This window comes from Enterobacter sp. 18A13 (assembly GCF_007035975.1).
Classification (GTDB): domain Bacteria; phylum Pseudomonadota; class Gammaproteobacteria; order Enterobacterales; family Enterobacteriaceae; genus Enterobacter; species Enterobacter vonholyi.
The window spans coordinates 2,683,663-2,702,511 of record NZ_AP019634.1 but is presented as its reverse complement, the minus strand read 5'-3'; the positions used below and the strand labels follow the sequence as shown (position 1 = coordinate 2,702,511).

The following is an 18,849-nucleotide window of genomic DNA, read 5'->3' as shown; positions in this document are numbered from 1 at the left end:
TATGTGGCCGGGGAGTTTCCCCGGTCATTATCAACCGGGAAGGAAGATAGCATGGCAAGTTTGCAGGAAGGAGGCGCCCGTCCTCTCACCATTGGCGAAATAGCGCTGGCGCGCTCGGTTTTTGGTGACGCAATAAAGTATTCAGAAGTAAAAGTCCATAATAAAAGCTATTTGCCGTTTAATATGCAGTCGACAGATGTCGCGATGACCCCCAATGGTGAGCTCTATTTTCGCGAGCCGCATTATCGGGATGACTTCTCAATAGAGGTTCCGCGATATAAACACTGGTTTATTCACGAAATGGTGCATGTATTGCAGCATCAGATTGGAATGAATGTTCGAACCCGAGGCGCATTCAGTTGGGCAGCAAGTTATAATTATTCTCTGCCCCCCGATAAAAAACTATCGGACTTTGGTATGGAGCAGCAGGCTTCTATCATTTCGGATTTTTATTATTTGATAAATTACGGCCTGGGTGATTTCCGAAACATTGCTGGGTTTGAGGGAATAATCGGCCCCGACCTGAAGGATAAATACCTGCAGGTATTATCGTTGTTTATTCAAAATCCTAAAGACCGGCGGGTATGGTTATGAAACAGTTACTCAGTGTTGTAGCAATCGCATTAACGGTGAGTGCATGTGTATCTCATCCTGCACAATATCAGTCGCTTTCGGTTACGCTAAAGAACAACGAACCCTGCTTTGCTATTCCCGCTAACTCCGGGTTAGACGCGCCTGTCACCAGCCATTCGCCCACCATAATGAAACGCGCGGGAAATGAGTGGAAAGCGGTATCGCCGCCGTCAACGTTTAGCCCTGAAGTGACGTTAACGACCCAACAGTGTCACCAGTGGCAGGGGATTGCGTGGCAAGCCGGAGAATATGATGTTGCTCTGAAAGTGTCAGGGAAAAACGATTCTGTTCGCTATGCTGCCCGCTTCACCTTACAGGAAGGTCCTTCAGGCCAGTTTAAGCTTACGCAGACTGAATAGAATGTGTTAACCCCAAACGCCGCCGTTCTCGCCCCGAGAGCGGCAGCGTTTGAGCGCTAATCATACCAGCAGGAATACGCCATGCGATTCACGATTATTTCTACAAAACCCGGTCATCAGCCGCCGCAAAGCAGCTGTGATTTTTACGCCCCGGGCGGCACCATTGGGCGCGGTACGGATAACAATCTGGTGTTGCCGGACAATGACCGCACCATCTCTCGTCTGCAGGCCATTGTTCACGTTGACGCCCAGGGCGAATGCCGCGTGACCAACCGTGGCAGCGTCACCCGCGTGGTATTAAATGACATTCCGCTGGAGCGAGGGCGTCAGGTTGAGCTGCAGGATGGCGACATTCTCGGTATTGATGACTACCGTATCGAAGTCACCGAACTGATCCACGATACGCAGCCAGTGAGCCGTATGGCCGCCAGCATGCATCAGCAGGCGCGTCCGGCAGCCGCGTCCGCGCCCGCTCCGCAACCGAAGCCGGCGAGCACCGCACCGCGCGGGAAGGCCGAGCCGACCGCCGTGCCAACGGAAATCTGGGATAGCCTGATGCAGGAGTTCTCCATCTCCGACAGCATCTCCAGCAACCGTACAAAACCGCAGCCAGCTGCATCGCACGATCCATTCTCCCAGCCAGCGGCCCCGGAGCGTAACGCTGAAGATCCGCTGGCGATGTTCAACGACAGCGATCCAAGGCTTGAGCGTAAGAACGTTGACCCGGACACGCTGTTCAGCGACGAAGCGTTGTTCAAAAAAGAGAGTATTTTTGACGACGTCACCCCGTCAACGCTGGTGCCGCCGGGCGAGACGAGCCCCGTTAAGCCAGAAGACGAGGCGACGGATGAGCTCGATCCGCTGGCCCTGTTTGGCGGCAAGGCCAGCGCGCCAGCCGCGCGTAATGACGACCCGCTCGGGCTGATGGGCGGCGCGCCGTTAACCCATCCGGATGACATAGTCGACGAAAAGCCTGCGCCAGTGCCGGAGCCTGAGCAGGAAGAGGACGTGCTGGCCGATTCTCCGCTGTTCGCCCCTGAGCCGCAGGAAGAACCGCGCGCTGAAGAAGAGCCCGCGCGACCGGATTACGCAGGCTTCACCATGCCTACGCCGCAGGCCGTTGCGCGCAGCAGCGCCCAGGCCCCTAAGGGCCGTCTTCGCATCGACCCGGTCAATAACGCCGCCGCCCCAGCCGCCACGGCAAACAGCGGTGAGAAGGGCGAAGTGCTGCAGGGCGAGCTTCTGGAGGCGCTGCTGGAAGGCATGGGGCTGAGCGAAATGCAGCCCGTTCCGCAGTTTGACCGTGAAAATATGCGTCAGCTGGGACAGATCCTCGGTATGTTCTCTCAGGGGACCGTGGCGCTGCTCTCCTCGCGCTCCATCCTCAAGCGCGGCGTAAAAGCCGATATGACCATGGTGCTGGACGATGCCAACAACCCGTTCAAGCTGTTGCCGACCGGCAAAACCGTGCTGATCCAGATGTTCGGCACCCCGATGCCGGGCTTTATGCCGCCGACCAAATCCGTGCGCGACGCGCTGATCGATCTGCAGGCGCACCAGCTGGGTATGATCTCCGGCATCCGCGCCATCATTGCCGCGATGCTGCAGTCCTTTAACCCGGAGCAGCTGGAAGAGCAGGCGAAGCAGAACGGCATGACCTCACGTCTGGCGCTGCCGGGCAGCCGCAAAGCCGCCCTGTGGGACTATTTTGTGCGCAGCTATGGCGAGACGGCGGGCGAGATTGAGGATGACTTCCACACCCTGTTCGGCGAGGCCTTCCTTCATGCGTACGACATGGAGGTGAATCAGTACAAAGACTCACAGAGCGGATCGGAAGACAAATGAATATCGCAACGGCTTCTCTCTCCCGCCAGGGGACGCGCGCCAGCAACCAGGATCAGACGGGAGAAACCATAGGGGAACGTTCAGCCTGCTTTGTCGTCTGCGACGGCATCGCGGGCCTGCCGGGCGGTGAGGTAGCTGCAGAGCTGGCACGCAACAGCATTATCTCCCGCTTCGATGGCGACAAACATCTTAATGCGCAGCACATCCGCGACTACGTGCAGACGGCGAACCGCACCATCCTCAGCAAGCAGCAGGCCGTTCAGGACTATCGCCGGATGGGCACGACGCTGGTCAGTCTGTTCATTGACCGTGATTACGGCCTGGCCTACTGGGCGCATGCCGGAGACAGCCGCCTGTACCTGTTCCGCCGGGGATGGCTGTGGCATGTGACCACCGACCACAGCCTGGTGCAGCAGATGAAAGATGCCGGACACCAGACCGACAACCTGAACAGCAACCTGCTCTATCTGGCGCTCGGGATTGAAAACGGCGGGCCAGAAGCGAGCTACAGCGACGTGGTGCAGGTTGAAGACGGCGATGCATTCTTACTCTGCACCGACGGGTTCTGGCACGGCGTCAGCGAAGAGCAAATGAAGCAGTCGCTGCATATGGTCAATACGCCGCAGGAGTGGCTGACCTTAATGAACCAAATCATTCAAAAGAATGGTGAACAGGAAGGGAATGCTCAGGATAACTATACTGCCCTGGCGGTATGGATGGGCAACCCTCAGGACACCACTTTGCTGCACACCCTCTCTGACGCAGCACAATTTCTTCCCTGCGGAACTGATTAGACACACAAGGAACGATATGAAACTTTGGCTATCGGGTTTGGCACTTCTGGCGGTCACCTCCACCGCGCAGGCTGAGAATTTCCGCATCGTGCAGTCTCCTGCACAGAAGCTGGATATCTGGATCGACAACATTAAAGACAACACGCCGCAAAGCTGGTGTAAGCCTGAGGTGGCGCTGCGCATTGTGGCGAACGGCAAGAAAGACGTCTCCGTGCTGGAGAACTTTGTACCGCGTCTTGGCTCACTGCTGGAACACCAGTGCAGCAAAGTGAATAAACTCAGCTGGACGCTCAACGATCCGGCAGGTACCACGCTGGCGCAGGGCACCGCAGGCAAAGCGCAGGACTGGGCGCTGGTGGTGAAACAGGAGCAGGCCACGCCTGCCGCAACCGTCACCGCTGCCACAGCCAGCGGCACGTTAATGCCGCCAGATCAAAATGTGGCTTCCCGCACCGTTGCCGCCGACCGTACGCCGTGGCAGGAGTTTACGCTTCAGGACGGCTGCCACCTGCGCACCTTCTGGGAAGGGGGCGCCTCTGCTCCGGCGCTCTTTATTCCGGATTCTGACACCACCCGCTGCGGCAACGGCAGCTGGCTGAGCGGACACACCGTAGTTTCGCAGTCCCGCAACGGCGGACAGAAAGAGATGGCGGTGACGTACATCCACGGTTTCCCGGTGACCGGCCTAAATCAAAGCGCCGACCCGGAAAACGCGCTGATCACCTCCGTCAACAAAGAGCGCATGGTATTCAGCACCCCAAACAGCGACCAGAGCTGGATGATCCTGCCTTACGATAACAGCCTGAACAGCTGGAAGAGCAACGGCACCGTAGCGGTGGAGATTTCCCGTGAAATCGCCAGCGATGACGCAAAACTGCAGGCGCGTATCGCGGCGGTGAAAAAAACGTGGAGCGCCTGGGTCGCACCGGGTACTCCGCTGAATATCGTTCTGATTGACACCCTGCGTCCTCAGCTGCGCGATCCGGCCGTCGGTGCATGGCGCGCGGCGAATTAAGGAATGGCTATGAATACGCTTTATCAACACCTGGCGGGCGAGTCGCTCAACGATGCGCTGGCGCGTCTGGAAGCTGAAATCAAAGCCCGTCCGGCGGATGCCGACCTTCGCGCTGCGTTTGTGCAGTTTTTAACCCTCAGCGGCAACTGGACGCGGGCTCTTACCCAGCTGAAAAGCTGGCTGGCGCTGAAGCCTCAGGCGAAACCTACCGTCACGCTGCTGGAGCAGTCCATTCAGGGCGAGCTGCAGCGCGCGCAGGTGATGGCGGGACAGGCGCGCCCGGCCATGCCTGAAACCCAGTGGCCGTGGCTGACTACTCTGGCCGAGGCGCTGAGCGAGAAGGGCGAGCGCGCCCGGGAACTGCGTCTCGAAGCCCTCGAACAGGCGCAGGCCACTGCGGGTCACATCACCCTCGAAAACGAGGAGACGCAGGCTTTTGACTGGCTGATGGACGGCGATGCCCGTCTCGGCCCGGTCTGCGAAACCATAGTGAACGGCCGCTATTTCTGGCTGCCGTTTAACGCTATCGCGGAGATCCGTTTCCAGGCGCCTGCCAGCGTCACCGATCTGGTCTGGCGTCACGCGCTTGTGCGCCTGACCGACGGTACGGAGCAGGTGTGTCAGATCCCGGCGCGTTATCCTTTTGCTGCCGATGCCGCTGATGCGGTCAAATTAGGCCGCACCACCGAATGGCAGGCGCTCGACGAAGACGGTACCCTTTACGAAGGCAGGGGCCAGAAAGCCTGGCTGAGCGAGCAAAGCGAAAGCCCGCTGCTGTCCTTGAGCCTCGTGACGTTTGCGACGGATGGAGCCGATGAGTAATCCCGCTGGCGAAGGCGATCTGCTGCGCAGCGGCTGGCAAGCCCGCAGCAAGCAGGAGAAGGTGGGGGCGCGCGACAAAATGCAGCCCTCGCTGCTCGATCGCCTTACCGATGACGACCCGGAAAAAAAGCGCGAGTCGGCCAACAGCAATCTGATCACCCACGCCGCCCTGCGCCGCAACGTCCTGCGCGATCTGCAGTGGCTGTTTAACACCATCAACCACGATGCCTCCGGCGATTTGAGCGCCTTGCCGCACGTGAACCGCTCGGTGGTCAACTTCGGCGTCGCGCCGCTGGCCGGGAAAAGAATGTCGGACATCGAATGGCACGATATTCAGCGCAAGCTCACCGAGGCCATCATTAATTTTGAGCCGCGCATTTTGCCGCAGGGGCTGCAGGTTCGCTGCGTGTCGGATACCTCCTCGCTGGATCTGCACAACGTGCTCTCCATCGAGATCAAAGGGCGTTTATGGTGCGTGCCGTACCCGCTGGAGTTTCTGTTTCGTACCGATGTCGATCTGGAAAACGGCCATTTTGAACTGAAGGATGCGGGGTAATCATGGAAAGTAAACTGCTCGAATATTACAACCGCGAGCTGGCCTATCTGCGCGAAATGGGGGCCGAGTTTGCCGAACGCTACCCTAAAGTCGCCGGACGGCTGGGCATGCGCGGCATCGAAGTGGCGGACCCGTATACCGAACGTCTGATGGAGGGCTTCGCCTTCCTGACTTCCCGCGTGCAGATGAAAATGGACGCGGAGTTTCCGCGCTTCTCCCAGCGTCTGCTGGAGATGATCGCGCCTAACTATCTCGCGCCCACGCCGTCGATGGCGATTGCGGAGATTGAGCCCGACAGCAGCCGGGGCGACCTGAGCAAAGGCTTTATTGTCCCGCGTGGCACCATGATGGACAGCCTGGCGCTGAAAAAAACCGGCGTGACCTGCAGCTATACCACGGCGCACGAGGTCAACCTGCTGCCGCTGAAAATCGATAAGGTTGAACTGGGCGGCGTCCCCGCCGATCTGCCGCTGGCGCAGCTGGGACTGAGCCAGCGGGGGATCGGCAGCGCCCTGCGGATACGCATTGCCTGCGACGGCCCGCAAAACCTCGGGCACCTGGATTTCGACCGCCTGGAATTTTTCCTCGGCGGTCCGGACATTGAAGCGCTGAAGCTGCTGGAGCTGGTGATGGAGCACCACGCCGGGATCGTCTGTCAGACGGTCAGTCCGCAGCCGCAGCGACAGCTGCTGGCGTCAGATGCGCTGCGCCAGGAGGGCTTTGAGCCTGACCAGGCGCTGCTGCCGGACGATCTGCGCAACTTTGACGGCTATCGCCTGCTGCAGGAGTACTTTGCGTTTCCGGCCCGCTTCCGCTTCATCAGCCTGAGCGGTCTGAGCACGCTGATCCAGCGCTGTGAAGGCGAAAAAGCCTTCGACATCTTCATTCTGCTGGATAAGTCAGATGAACAGCTGGAGCGCGTGGTCGATGCCAGCCATCTGGCGCTGCACTGTACGCCGGTCATCAACCTGTTTCCAAAGGTCGCGGCGCGTCAGAAGCTGAATGACGGCCAGCATGAATACCATCTGGTGGTCGATAACATTCGTCCGCTGGATTATGAAATTTACGCGGTCAAAAAAATTTATGGCAGCGCGGACGGCCAGCGCGATGACCAGACGTTTCGTCCATTCTGGAGCACCTGGAGCGGCGATGCGGGCAACTACGGGGCCTATTTTTCGCTGCGACGCGAACAGCGCGTGCTGTCCGAACACGCCCTGCGCTACGGCACCCGTACCGGCTATATCGGCTCGGAGGTGTTTGTTTCACTGGTGGATGAACAGCATGCCCCCTGGCAGGAGAACCTGCGCTATATCTCTGCCGAGGTGCTCTGCACCAGCCGCGACCTGCCGCTGATGCTGCAGCAGGAACTCGGGCAGTTCATTGTGGCGGACTCCATGCCGGTGAAATCCCTCACCCTGCGTAAAGGGCCGACGCCGCCGCGTCCGGCGCTGGCGGAAGGGTTCAGCACCTGGCGGCTTATCAGCCAGCTGCAGATGAACTACCTCAGCCTGATGGACAGCGAAAACGAAGAGGGGGCGGCCGCGCTGCGCCAGCTGTTAGGGCTTTATGCCAACCTGGCCGAAACGCCCGTTGCGCGTCAGGTGGAGGGGGTGCGCCACTGCGTGCTGGAGCCGGTTCACCGCCGCGTGCCTGAACCCGGCCCGGTCGTGTTCGCCCGCGGGATCGGCATTACCCTGACGGTGGATGAGCGAGCCTTTTCCGGGGCCAGCCCGTGGCTCTTCGGTAGCGTGATGGAGCGCCTCTTTGCCCGCCTGGTGTCTATCAACAGCTTTACGGAGTTCACCCTGAAAAGTCAGCAGCGCGGCGAGATTGGCTACTGGGCGCCGCGCATGGGTAAAAGGGCGCTGATATGAGTGACGCTGCCACTGCACCGCTGCGCGTGCATCGCCTGACCAGGCTGCCGGACGCGTTCTGGCACGGCGTCCGTGAGACGCCCTGGCGCTACGATCTGTTTCAGCTGTTAAGGCGCATTGATGCCCAGAGCGGCGAGCGCTACCCGCTGGGACGCGCGCCGCTGCCGAAATTTGAACCGCTGCGCATCGGCCAGCAGCCGTCGATGAGCTTTGCGCCGTCGACGCTGGCCCACGTACGTCAGCGGGAAGAGAGCGGGCTGCACGAGGTGTCTATCCTCAGCTTCGGCCTGTTTGGCCCGAACGGCCCGCTCCCGGTCCATATGACCGAGTACGCCCGCGAGCGTATTTATCATCATCAGGACACCAGCCTCAGCGCGTTTGCCGATCTGTTCCATCACCGTCTTGCGCTGCTGTTTTACCGCGCCTGGGCGGATGCGCAGCCTACCGTCTCCCTGGATCGTGCTGATAACAAGCGCTTTGAGGGCTATCTGGCGTCGCTGATTGGCATGGGCCAGCCGGGGCAGATGAACAAAGGCAGCCTGAGCTCGCACGCGCGCTTTACCCACGCCGGGCACCTGACCCGCCACGGGCGGGATCCCGAGGGGCTGGAGAAGATCCTGCGCAGCTATTTTAAGGCGCCGGTCAAACTGGTTAGCAACGTGCCGCAGTGGATGCCCCTCTCCACGCGCGAGCAGGCGCAGCTGGGAGCAGGACGCCGCATGCCGCGCATGGGTGAATCGGCCTTTCTCGGCGTCGCCGTCCGCGACGTGCAGCACAAGTTTCGCATCGAAATTGGCCCGCTGAGCGCGGAGGAGTACAACCGCTTTCTGCCGGGTGAAGCGTGGGTGACCGAGCTGCGCGACTGGGTGCGTCAGTACGCCGGGGTGGAGTTTGAATGGGAAACGCGGGTGATCCTGCGCGAAGACGCGGTGCAGGGCACCACGCTCGGCAGCAATGGGCGATTAGGCTATAACACCTGGCTGGGCCTTCAGCCGCAGCCTGTACCGCGCGGCGATCTGGTGTATCGCGCAGAGCGGTAATCCTTCCGTATACCGAACCATTGTTAATGGAAACTAACATGTCAGAAATTAGCCGTGCCGTGCTTTTCGGCAAACTGGATACGCTGTTATTTACCTCTCTGGAAAGCGCCACTGCGTTCTGCAAGCTGCGCGGTAACCCGTACGTTGAGCTGGTGCACTGGCTGCATCAGCTGATGCAGCAGCAGGATGGCGATCTGCAGCAGGTCATCCGCCACTTTGCCCTCGACGAACAGCAGCTGACGCGCGATATCGTGGCCGCGCTGGATGTCCTTCCGCGTGGCGCCAGTTCAGTTTCCGATCTCTCCGAGCATATCGACAGCGCCGTGGAGCGCGCCTGGGTCTTCGGCTCGCTGAAGTTTGGCGTCAGCCGTATTCGCGGCGGCCATTTGCTGATCGGCATGCTGAAAACCTGGAACCTGGCCAACGTGCTGAAAAGCATTTCGGCGCAGTTTACCCGCCTTAACGTCGAGGTGCTGATTGAGCAGTTCGATACCATCTGCGCCAACAGCAAAGAGACGCAGCAGGCCGCTGCCGCCGTCGACGCACCGGCGGGTGCGGTACCGGCTGCACAGGGGACGCTGGCCCAGTATGGCCAGGATCTGACCGCCCGCGCCCGGGACGGGAAGATTGACCCGGTTGTCGGGCGCGACGAGGAGATCCGCCAGATGGTGGATATCCTGATGCGTCGCCGTCAGAATAACCCGCTGCTGACCGGGGAAGCCGGGGTCGGCAAAACCGCCGTTGTTGAAGGGCTGGCGCTGCGCATCGCCGACGGCGACGTCCCGGAGCCGCTGCAAAATATTCAGCTGTGGCTGCTGGATATCGGCATGCTGCAGGCGGGCGCAGGCATGAAAGGTGAGTTTGAAGCCCGTCTGCAGGCGCTCATTAACGAAGTCCAGTCCAGCGCCACGCCGATTATTCTGTTTATCGATGAGATCCACACCCTGATTGGCGCAGGCGGCCAGCAGGGGACCGGCGATGCGGCGAACCTGCTGAAGCCAGCCCTGGCGCGCGGCCAGTTGCGCACCATCGGCGCAACTACCTGGGCAGAATATAAAAAGTACATTGAGAAAGATCCGGCGCTGACCCGTCGTTTCCAGACGGTGCAGGTGCACGAGCCGGATGAAGCGAAAGCTATTCTGATGCTGCGCAGCACCGTGTCGCCGCTGGAGACGCACCATCAGGTCCTGCTGCTCGACGAGGCGGTCAGTGCGGCGGTGAAGCTGTCGCATCGCTACATTCCGGCGCGTCAGCTGCCGGACAAAGCCGTGGCCCTGCTCGACACCGCCTGCGCCCGCGTCGCGGTCAGCCAGAGCGCCCCCCCTGCGCAGCTCGAAGACTGCCTGCGCCACCTTGCCGCGCTGGACGTGGAAATTGAGATTGCTGAACGCGAAGCGCGCGTGGGGGCCGGTGACGCCGAGCGCGTGACGACGTTACGCGCAGAACGCGGCGCGTATGAGACAAAACGCGAAGCCCTGGCCCTGCGCTGGGAAGAAGAACGCAGCCTGGTGCAGGAAATTATTCGCCTGCGCGCGGCGCTGTTCGCGGCGGGTGATGAAGATAGCGCCGATCTGCGCAGCCAGCTGGCGGAGCAGCAGCAGGCGCTGAACGCCCTTCAGGGCGATGAACCGCTGCTGTTTGCGGCTGTAGATGAAAACGTGGTCGCCGCGGTGGTCTCCGACTGGACCGGGATCCCGCTGGGCCGGATGGTGAAAAACGAGATCGACGCGGTGCTTAACCTGGCAGACACGCTCAACCAGCGCGTTATCGGCCAGCGTCACGGTCTGGATCTCATTGCCCGCCGCGTGAAAACCTCGCGGGCGAAGCTGGACGATCCCAACAAGCCGGTGGGAGTTTTTATGCTCTGCGGACCGTCCGGGGTCGGTAAAACTGAAACCGCGCTTGCGCTCGCCGAATCCCTTTACGGCGGCGAGCAGAACGTCATCACCATCAACATGAGTGAGTTCCAGGAAGCGCACACCGTTTCCACCTTAAAAGGTGCGCCTCCGGGGTACGTAGGGTATGGTGAAGGCGGCGTGTTGACCGAGGCCGTGCGCCGCCGTCCTTACAGCGTGGTGCTGCTGGACGAAATTGAAAAAGCGCACCCGGACGTCCACGAGATCTTTTTCCAGGTGTTTGATAAAGGCTGGATGGAGGACGGCGAGGGACGCCACATCGATTTCCGCAATACCATTATTATTCTGACGTCCAACGTCGGCACCGAGCTGATTAGCGCCATGTGCGCCGATCCGGACCTGATGCCGGAGCCTGAGGCGTTAAGCGGCGCGCTGCGCCAGCCGCTGCTGGAGGTCTTCCCTCCGGCGCTGCTGGGCCGCCTGCTGGTAGTGCCTTACTACCCGCTCAGCGACGAGATGCTGGGGCAGATTGTTCGCCTGCAGCTCAAGCGCATTCAGCGTCGTCTGGAAGAGAATCACAGCATAATTTCTGAGTTTGACGACAGCGTGGTGGAACAGATCGTTCAGCGCTGTACCGAGGTGGAGTCCGGGGGACGCATGGTGGACGCTATTCTGACCAACACTCTGCTGCCTCAGATGAGCCAGATCTTACTTACCGCCAGCCGCAGCGACGAGCAGTACCGACGTCTGCACGTCACCTGCGAGCAGGGCGAGTTTCACTGTCAGTTTGCCGCGTAATAATCATCAAGAGAACTGTAAAAGATGACGGATAATGATAACAATCGGACTGTCCCAAACGCGCTCCCGGTCGGGTACCGCTTCAACGAGTTTGAAATCAAAGAGGTGATCGGCGGCGGGGGTTTTGGCATCGTCTATCGCGCGTGGGATCACCAGCTCGAACGCACTATCGCTATCAAAGAATTTATGCCTTCCTCGCTCGCCGTGCGCGGCGACGACATGACCCTGGTGCTGCGCAGCGAGCGTTTTGGCAAAGCGTTTTCCGCAGGCCTGAACAGCTTCATTCAGGAAGCCCGTCTGCTGGCGCGCTTTAACCACCCGAACCTGCTGCACGTCCTGCGCTTCTGGGTGCAAAACGACACGGCCTACATGGGGACGCTGTTTTACAGCGGCACCACGCTTTCGCGCCTGCGCGAACAAAAGCCGGAGCTGATTAACGAAGCCTGGATCCGCCGCACGCTGCCGATGCTGTTTGGCGCGATCAAGACTATCCACAACGAAGGCTACCTGCACCGCGACATCTCTCTGGATAACATTCAGATCCAGGATAACGGCCTGCCGGTGCTGCTTGATTTCGGCTCCGCGCGCCGCACCATCGGTAATCTCTCCGACGAAACGGAAACCATGCTGCGCCCGGGCTTTGCCCCGATTGAGCAGTACACCGACGACAACGAAAGCGAGCAGGGCCCGTGGACGGATATTTACGCCCTCGGCGCCGTGCTGCGAACCCTGATTGTGGGTTCTCCGCCGCCGGTCAGCGTGGTGCGCTCTATTCAGGATACCTGCAAACCGCTGGTGGAAATCATGCCGCAGGGCTATTCCATTCCGCTGCTGCAGGCCATTGACCGTGCGCTGGCGCTGCACATGGAGGATCGTCCGCAGTCAATCGACGAGTTCGCCGCGCTGATAGAGATGCCGGTCGCCGGGATCAACGACGTGCTGACGGCGAAAAAGCCCGGCACGATGCTGGTTCCGGTTGAAGACGAGAAACCGGCTTCGCTGCTCGACTGGCGCCGCTACAAGATCCCGGGCATGGTTGCCGCAGGCGTGCTGGTAGGGGTTATCGCCGGGGCGATGCTGTTCAGCGGCGGTAACGATGCCCCTGAGCAGGCTGCACAGACACCGGGCGAGACGCGTCCAACCGAAACCGTCGCAAACGCGCCAGACGTGAAGCCGGAAACGGCGAAGGTGAGCGAGCAGGCGACGGCACAGCAGACGCCACCGCCTGTCGAGAGCCCGAGTGCGTTGGTCTATATCCGCATCCTTGATGGCGAAACGCTGAAAGTGAACGGCGAGCAAAAAGCGCTCCGTCCAGCGACCAACGGTTATGCGTCGCTCAAGCTGCCGGCCGGTGAGGTGAAGATTGAACTGCAGGGCAACGGAAGAACGCGTGGCCAGACGCTGGATATCACCAGGCCGGGCACCTGGCTGGTGAATCCGTAGAAATATAAACAGGAGAAACTATGGAAGTGTACGATCTTCGAAGCCAGAGGCTTCATCCAAAGGAATTCGAAAAGATTGTCTCTCCTGTTTATGCGCGGAGCGACGTAGGACGTGAATTTGTTGTGGTGCGCGGTGCTTTAAATCCATTTCACAGCATTGATGGTTTAACGTTGCGACGTCGCTTCGAATTTAATCCTAATGCCGTGTTTGATCCTCTCTACGCACAAAATCTTAGTAAAATTGAACGGTTAATTGACTCAGGAGAAGTAGTTTTAACAGACCACCGTCAACGGACAAAAGCCATATATCCCTTTTCCATCTCTGAGTCAGGAGAGTTGTTTTGTGTAGATGAGAAGATGTACAGCTCAGCTTTCGTGAGTTACATCCTCGAACGTTACCGAAACAATGTCGCTCTATTTGGAAAACCAGCCCCAACGCGTGATTCATTTATTCCATCGACCGCTTACTACGGACCGGGTTACTGGAAAACTGTGGAAGATGATTATCATGGCACAAAAAATGTTGTGATCATGGCGATTAATCGCCTGACGAGCATGGGGGACGAGGGACGGGTGTTTGGATCGGACGGTAAAGATTACATGAATACGTCGCGCGATAAAATCCAGCGCTGGACAGCACTACCCGCAGACCTGGACGGAGTATCACGCGCGTTGATATCTGAAAAATCTGTAATTAGACGATTCGGAGAACAACGATCCATTTATCAGAAATACCTTGAGAGCGATGATGCCTGGGCAGTAAGTGGTAAATCATGGCAATGGATACCTGGAGTCAGAGAAGAGGATTATGAATTTAAAAAGTAAATTATGGTATTTCTGGGGATGTATGGATGTACTGGCTATCTTGCTTTACGCTATAAATTCACTTCGCCAGGACAGGATCCCCTTCATTTCAGATATCATCGCGTTCACAGGGAACTCAGATGTCATTTCAGGAGGCGGTTACAGCTTTATCGTAACCCTCTTTTTTATATTTGATTTGCTTTTGTTGCTTTCTCTTTTTGCTTCGGCCTGGATGTTTTTTAAGAGAAAAAATGTTGCGATTAAGTTTGCCCTTATTCAGGAAGTCTTTCGTCTCATTTCATTCAGATGTTCGGTTTCTCTTTTCCCACTTCTGATAAGTGTGTTTGGTATTTCAAATGTGTGGGTGAATTTAGGGTTGTTTGTTATATCGGAGTTTCTGAAGATATATTCTCTCATTTACGTAATGGGCAAAAGAGAAAAAACTCATTCACTTTGATATATAAATGACGCTCATGCATAGATGCGAACCTCTTTTCTGAATCGCATAAGCTAGATGGAATAAAGATTATGCTCAACCGAATTACCGTTCAGCTCCCGGTGGAGGGGCTTCTGTTCTGGAAACTGACGGGCCGCGAGGCGATGTCCGAGTCGTTCGCGCTGACGCTGACCGTGCTCGGCACGGACGCGCGCATCGACCGCAGCAAGCTGCTGGGCCAGCCGGTCACGGTGACCATCCCGACGCAGAACCTGCTGACGTCCCGCTATGTTAACGGCAAAATTACCCGCGTGGCGGTCAGCGCCGTTGAGCTGACGGGCACCCGCTATGCGGTGTACCAGCTGACGGTGGAGCCGGACCTGTGGCCGATGAAGCGCGACCGTAACCTGCGTATTTTCCAGGGCCAGACGGTGCCGCAGATTGTGAAAACCCTGCTGGGTGAGCATCAGGTCAACGTTGAGGATAAACTCACCGGCAGCTACCGGGTGTGGGACTACTGCGTGCAGTATCAGGAGTCGAGCCTGGACTTCATCAGCCGCCTGATGGAGCTGGAGGGGATTGCCTATCACTTCCGCCATGAGGCGGACAAACACACCCTGGTGCTGACCGATGCCGCCACGCAGCATCAGCCGTTCAGCGGCTATGAGGTTATTCCTTACCACCAGACGCCTTCAGGCGGCAGTACGGATGAAGAGGGCATCAGCCAGTGGGCGCTGGAGGACAGCGTGACGCCGGGGATTTACAGCCTCGACGACTATGACTTCCGCAAGCCGAACGCGTGGCTGTTCCAGGCCCAGCAGAACCCGGCATCGCCGAAGCCGGGCAGCATCGACGTGTACGACTGGCCGGGGCGCTTTGTGGACAAAGGGCACGGGGAGTTCTATGCCCGCATTCGTCAGGAGCGCTGGCAGGTGGAGCATCAGCAGATTCAGGCCACCGCCACGGCGGCGGGGATTGCGCCAGGGCACACCTTCACGTTAACCAACGCGCCGTTCTTCAGCGACAACGGTGAGTATCTGGTCACGGCGGCGGGTTACCACCTCGAAGAGAACCGCTACGCCAGCGGCGAGGGTGAAACTATTCACCGCACCGATTTCACGGTGATCCCGTCGGCGGTGGTCTACCGTCCGGCGCAGACCACGGCGTGGCCGCGCACCTACGGCCCGCAGACCGCAAAAGTGGTGGGGCCGAACGGCGAGAGCATCTGGACGGACAAATACGGCCGCGTAAAGGTGAAGTTCCACTGGGACCGCCTGGCGAAGGGCGATGACACCAGCTCCTGCTGGGTGCGCGTGTCGAGCGCGTGGGCGGGCCAGGGCTACGGCGGGGTGCAGATCCCGCGCGTCGGCGATGAGGTGGTGGTGGACTTTATCAACGGCGACCCGGACCGGCCGATTATTACCGGTCGCGTGTACAACGACGCGAGCATGCCGCCGTGGGCGCTACCGGCTGCGGCGACGCAGATGGGCTTTATGAGCCGCACGAAAGACGGTTCCGTGGACAACGCCAACGCCCTGCGCTTTGAGGACAAGGCGGGCGCAGAGCAGGTGTGGATCCAGGCCGAGCGGAATCTGGATATTAACGTCAAAAACGACGAGTCGCATTCTACTGAAAAAAATCGCACTCAGTTTGTTGGCGAAGATGAAACCTTACGGGTAGCGAAAAATCAGAAATCAGGGATTAAAGGCGATGTGATATGCCTGACGGGTAACAGTCGAAACGATAAAGTGGTTAACAATTTTATCCTTTCCGCAGGTAATACACTGAGACTTGAATGTGGTGAAAGTGCTATCGAGCTATCAAAAGACGGCAGCGTTAATATCATTGGGAATAATTTTAACTTTACTGCAAAAGAGAATGCGCAAATTAATACGCTTTCCGGCGAATTACATTTGAACCCTGATGATGGACAAAATGTCATCGATCCGCCTGGCGCATCCCTTCAGGGTGAAATCCAGCAGGAAGTGGATAGTTTTTTTGTTATTAATGGCAATAAATAAGAGTAACCCGAATGGCTGAATATATTCTTCAGGAAGCATCCCTTGCCTTACCCGATGTTTTTAAAGACAGAACCATGAATTTATTTACCCTGAGTGATAACGGAGCCAGCGAGTTTACTTTTGTTGTTTCTCGTGCGAGTGCTAAAAACGAAGATAAAGTCCATGATGCGGCAACCCGTTTGGTACGTGAACTGGAAATTACGGTGCCCGACTTTCGTCTCGAATCCTCGCAGATGACCTCTGTTGATGGTCTCCCGGCGGTTGAGCTTTTTTATCAATTCAAAAATGATAATGCGATCATTTTCCAGAGGCAGACCGTTATTTTGCTCGGTGACCATCCTGGCGGCCAAAAGATGGTGTGTTATATCGGTACTTGCCCGGGCGAGTTTAGCGATTATTATCATAATCAATATCAGGAAATTATCCGCAGTATTAAGTTCCACAAACCGGCTCAGACTGAAACTAGAGAAATGCTCGCTGCCGACAGCCAGGGGCCATTTTTTGCGCTTGATAGTGAGAGTAAGGAATTGAGTGTCTTTGAAAACATTCAGGAACTGTATGGACATCTTTCGCTTCAGCGGGCGAAAGAGGGGCAATATTTGCTTTTTGAAAAACAGGGTAAACCACTCAGTATTGCACCCGTTCCGGACAGCCAACCCCTTCGTTACGCGCTCTGGACGACTTTCGCAGACAAATCACATCACCTACTTTCACAGCTTTCCGTATGCCGCCAGGTCTCTGGTTCTGACCAACTTGATACACCCGATCGGATACGTGGGTATCTGATGGCACAGCGAGCCGAATAGTTATGTCCGAATGTCTGGCCGCTCGCGTAGATGATGAGATTGCTCATACAGCCTCAAAAGGCTGGATGATCGCAGGATTGGTTGGTGGGGCAATTCTGGGCGCAGCTGCCGTTGTCGTCACAGGAGGGACCGCGTTGGTTGCTGTTTCTGCCGTTGCGGCTGGGGCATGTGCTGCGGGTGGGTTGGGTGAGCTCCTCGGCAGTATGTCATGGGCTCCACGCCATACCACCGGTACGCTAAAAGAAGGTTCACCCAATGTCTTTATCAACAGCCGAAAGGCTATCCGCGCTCATCTGTCAGCCGGAGAGTGTGATGAGCACAGCGGTAGCCTGCAACGGGTTGCGGAAGGTTCGATAAAAGTTTACATCAATAACTTTCCCGCCTCTCGCACAGGCGATAAGTTGACTTGCAGCGCCGAGATTAGTCAGGGATCGCGTAATGTTATTATCGGTGGAAGCAAGGTTCAGACCGATGAAATAAGTCCTGAAATCCCGGAATGGGTTAACTGGACGATGCTCGCCGTTGGTGCCGGAGCCATGGCGGTGCTGGCCAGTCCGGCAATCGCACTTCTGAGTACCCTCGGTGCGATGGGCGGTGGCACTGTGGGTAGCTACGCGGGTGGAATGCTGTTTGGCGAAGGCAGCGACGGTCAGAAATGGGGGATGCTGATTGGCTCTGTTATCGGCGGCGGGGCTGGCATGAAGGGAGGGGCAAGGTTTGATGCGTGGCGGGCTGGTAAGCCTGTTCTCGAACCGGTTAAGCCAAATATTTCGGCCCGAAGAGCTGAACTTAATGAAAAATTTGGACGCACGGGCGATCTCAATAGAGATATTACAGCCAGAGGAAATAAAGAGCTGGCAAGAAACTGGCTCGAATCTAAGGGCTTCACTCCGCAACAGATTCGTGACTTTGATAATGGCATTGACTATACAAATAGAGTGAGTGTTGAAACAATAAACAGAAATAAAACACTCTATCAAAACCAAGTGCCAGGAGGACGACAGGGAAACTGGTATGCTCTTCGAGAAGATGTTGAGCCAACAGAGTTGGGTATCAATCCAAAAGGTACTATTTATGGCACTGATCAAGTTGTTGATAAAGTAGCAAAACCGTATGTTTCACAACAAAAAGTTGAAATGTTACGTAGTACTTCTTTGCCCGCACTTGATACTTGGTCAGTGAAAGATGTACCCTATCAGACAAAAGGTGGGGCAATACAGATGCTTTCAAGCGAAAAGGATATATTTAAGGTGGCTCATGAATAAAGAAAATTACACCGCGCTAGATTATATAAATGATGCTATTGATGCAATTAATAATCGATTAGAACAAAATCCTACATTTTCTTTATATGTTATGGCGAAAAATCAGTTGGATTATATTAAATCTATTCTAACTGGTGCTGAAAAAGATAAAAGTAAATTACACACATTGAATCTTGGAGTGCTTGCGTCTAAAGAGTTTGATACTACCGATGCCGAACTTGCTCAGCATTTGTCCAATGCTAATTATATAGCCTCGCAGATGGGGCAAGGATTGAAGGTTATTCTTCCCCATGAGCAAGACGTAGAGTACCTGAAAAGGCAAAAAAGATATCGTAAGTGATAGGCAGTTTTTTTTATTTTTAAATGTGATTGTCCGGTATCGTTAACACTTTTTTGCTGTAACTATCATATACACTTGATTGCTATCTCCATTTTTTAATGTAATTAAGTCTTCTGTTTCACGGAAAAAAAGAGAGAATGATA

At 56.9% G+C, this 18,849-nt stretch carries 17 protein-coding genes; all 17 read left to right on the top strand.

Going from position 1 to position 18,849, the window contains the following annotated elements; genetic code table 11:
- The first annotated feature begins 51 nt into the window (after positions 1-51).
- The 17 genes from FOY93_RS13165 (at position 52) to FOY93_RS13085 (ending at position 18,706) form a co-directional block, all read left to right on the top strand.
- Positions 52-594 carry a hypothetical protein gene (locus FOY93_RS13165; protein ID WP_021240381.1) on the top strand — a complete coding sequence of 181 codons (543 nt, stop codon included), beginning with the start codon at positions 52-54 and terminating at the stop codon, positions 592-594.
- Positions 585-992 (top strand): putative T6SS immunity periplasmic lipoprotein, encoded by a 408-nt coding sequence (locus tag FOY93_RS13160; RefSeq protein ID WP_111964764.1) that lies wholly within the window; start codon positions 585-587, stop codon positions 990-992. Before FOY93_RS13165 ends, FOY93_RS13160 begins: the two co-directional genes overlap by 10 nt.
- A gap of 81 nt (positions 993-1,073) precedes the next feature.
- Positions 1,074-2,837 carry a type VI secretion system-associated FHA domain protein TagH gene (tagH, locus tag FOY93_RS13155; RefSeq protein WP_133294651.1) on the top strand — a complete coding sequence of 588 codons (1,764 nt, stop codon included), beginning with the start codon at positions 1,074-1,076 and terminating at the stop codon, positions 2,835-2,837.
- Entirely contained in the window at positions 2,834-3,631 is a 798-nt protein-coding gene (locus FOY93_RS13150; protein WP_143345242.1) for a PP2C family protein-serine/threonine phosphatase, read from the top strand. Before tagH ends, FOY93_RS13150 begins: the two co-directional genes overlap by 4 nt.
- A gap of 16 nt (positions 3,632-3,647) precedes the next feature.
- On the top strand, positions 3,648-4,646 hold the full coding sequence (locus tag FOY93_RS13145) for a hypothetical protein (protein WP_133294650.1): 999 nt from the start codon (positions 3,648-3,650) through the stop codon (positions 4,644-4,646).
- A 9-nt stretch (positions 4,647-4,655) separates the two neighbouring features.
- A complete protein-coding gene (locus FOY93_RS13140; RefSeq protein WP_133294649.1) occupies positions 4,656-5,468 on the top strand; it encodes a type VI secretion system accessory protein TagJ in 813 nt (270 codons plus the stop codon).
- Positions 5,461-6,024: a type VI secretion system baseplate subunit TssE gene (gene tssE, locus FOY93_RS13135; protein WP_111964760.1), complete on the top strand. Its 564-nt coding sequence runs from the start codon at positions 5,461-5,463 to the stop codon at positions 6,022-6,024. The genes FOY93_RS13140 and tssE overlap by 8 nt, the downstream gene beginning before the upstream one ends.
- Positions 6,025-6,026: 2 nt before the next feature.
- On the top strand, positions 6,027-7,898 hold the full coding sequence (tssF, locus tag FOY93_RS13130) for a type VI secretion system baseplate subunit TssF (protein ID WP_111964759.1): 1,872 nt from the start codon (positions 6,027-6,029) through the stop codon (positions 7,896-7,898).
- Complete coding sequence (gene tssG, locus FOY93_RS13125; RefSeq protein ID WP_133294648.1) at positions 7,895-8,938, top strand: type VI secretion system baseplate subunit TssG; 1,044 nt, start codon at positions 7,895-7,897, stop codon at positions 8,936-8,938. The genes tssF and tssG overlap by 4 nt, the downstream gene beginning before the upstream one ends.
- 38 nt (positions 8,939-8,976) lie before the next feature.
- Positions 8,977-11,592 carry a type VI secretion system ATPase TssH gene (tssH, locus tag FOY93_RS13120; RefSeq protein ID WP_143345241.1) on the top strand — a complete coding sequence of 872 codons (2,616 nt, stop codon included), beginning with the start codon at positions 8,977-8,979 and terminating at the stop codon, positions 11,590-11,592.
- A 24-nt stretch (positions 11,593-11,616) separates the two neighbouring features.
- Positions 11,617-13,035, top strand: a complete 1,419-nt coding sequence (locus tag FOY93_RS13115) for a serine/threonine protein kinase (protein WP_143345240.1) — start codon at positions 11,617-11,619, stop codon at positions 13,033-13,035.
- A gap of 20 nt (positions 13,036-13,055) precedes the next feature.
- On the top strand, positions 13,056-13,859 hold the full coding sequence (locus FOY93_RS13110) for a DUF8093 domain-containing protein (protein ID WP_143345239.1): 804 nt from the start codon (positions 13,056-13,058) through the stop codon (positions 13,857-13,859).
- On the top strand, positions 13,843-14,295 hold the full coding sequence (locus tag FOY93_RS13105; protein ID WP_045404275.1) for a hypothetical protein: 453 nt from the start codon (positions 13,843-13,845) through the stop codon (positions 14,293-14,295). The genes FOY93_RS13110 and FOY93_RS13105 overlap by 17 nt, the downstream gene beginning before the upstream one ends.
- Positions 14,296-14,366: 71 nt before the next feature.
- Complete coding sequence (locus FOY93_RS13100; RefSeq protein ID WP_143345238.1) at positions 14,367-16,295, top strand: type VI secretion system Vgr family protein; 1,929 nt, start codon at positions 14,367-14,369, stop codon at positions 16,293-16,295.
- Positions 16,296-16,306: 11 nt separating this feature from the next.
- On the top strand, positions 16,307-17,101 hold the full coding sequence (locus FOY93_RS13095) for a DcrB-related protein (protein ID WP_136195747.1): 795 nt from the start codon (positions 16,307-16,309) through the stop codon (positions 17,099-17,101).
- Positions 17,102-17,103: 2 nt separating this feature from the next.
- Complete coding sequence (locus FOY93_RS13090) at positions 17,104-18,366, top strand: polymorphic toxin type 46 domain-containing protein (RefSeq protein ID WP_045404269.1); 1,263 nt, start codon at positions 17,104-17,106, stop codon at positions 18,364-18,366.
- Positions 18,359-18,706 carry an immunity protein Tsi6 family protein gene (locus FOY93_RS13085; RefSeq protein ID WP_045404268.1) on the top strand — a complete coding sequence of 116 codons (348 nt, stop codon included), beginning with the start codon at positions 18,359-18,361 and terminating at the stop codon, positions 18,704-18,706. The genes FOY93_RS13090 and FOY93_RS13085 overlap by 8 nt, the downstream gene beginning before the upstream one ends.
- Positions 18,707-18,849 lie beyond the last annotated feature (143 nt).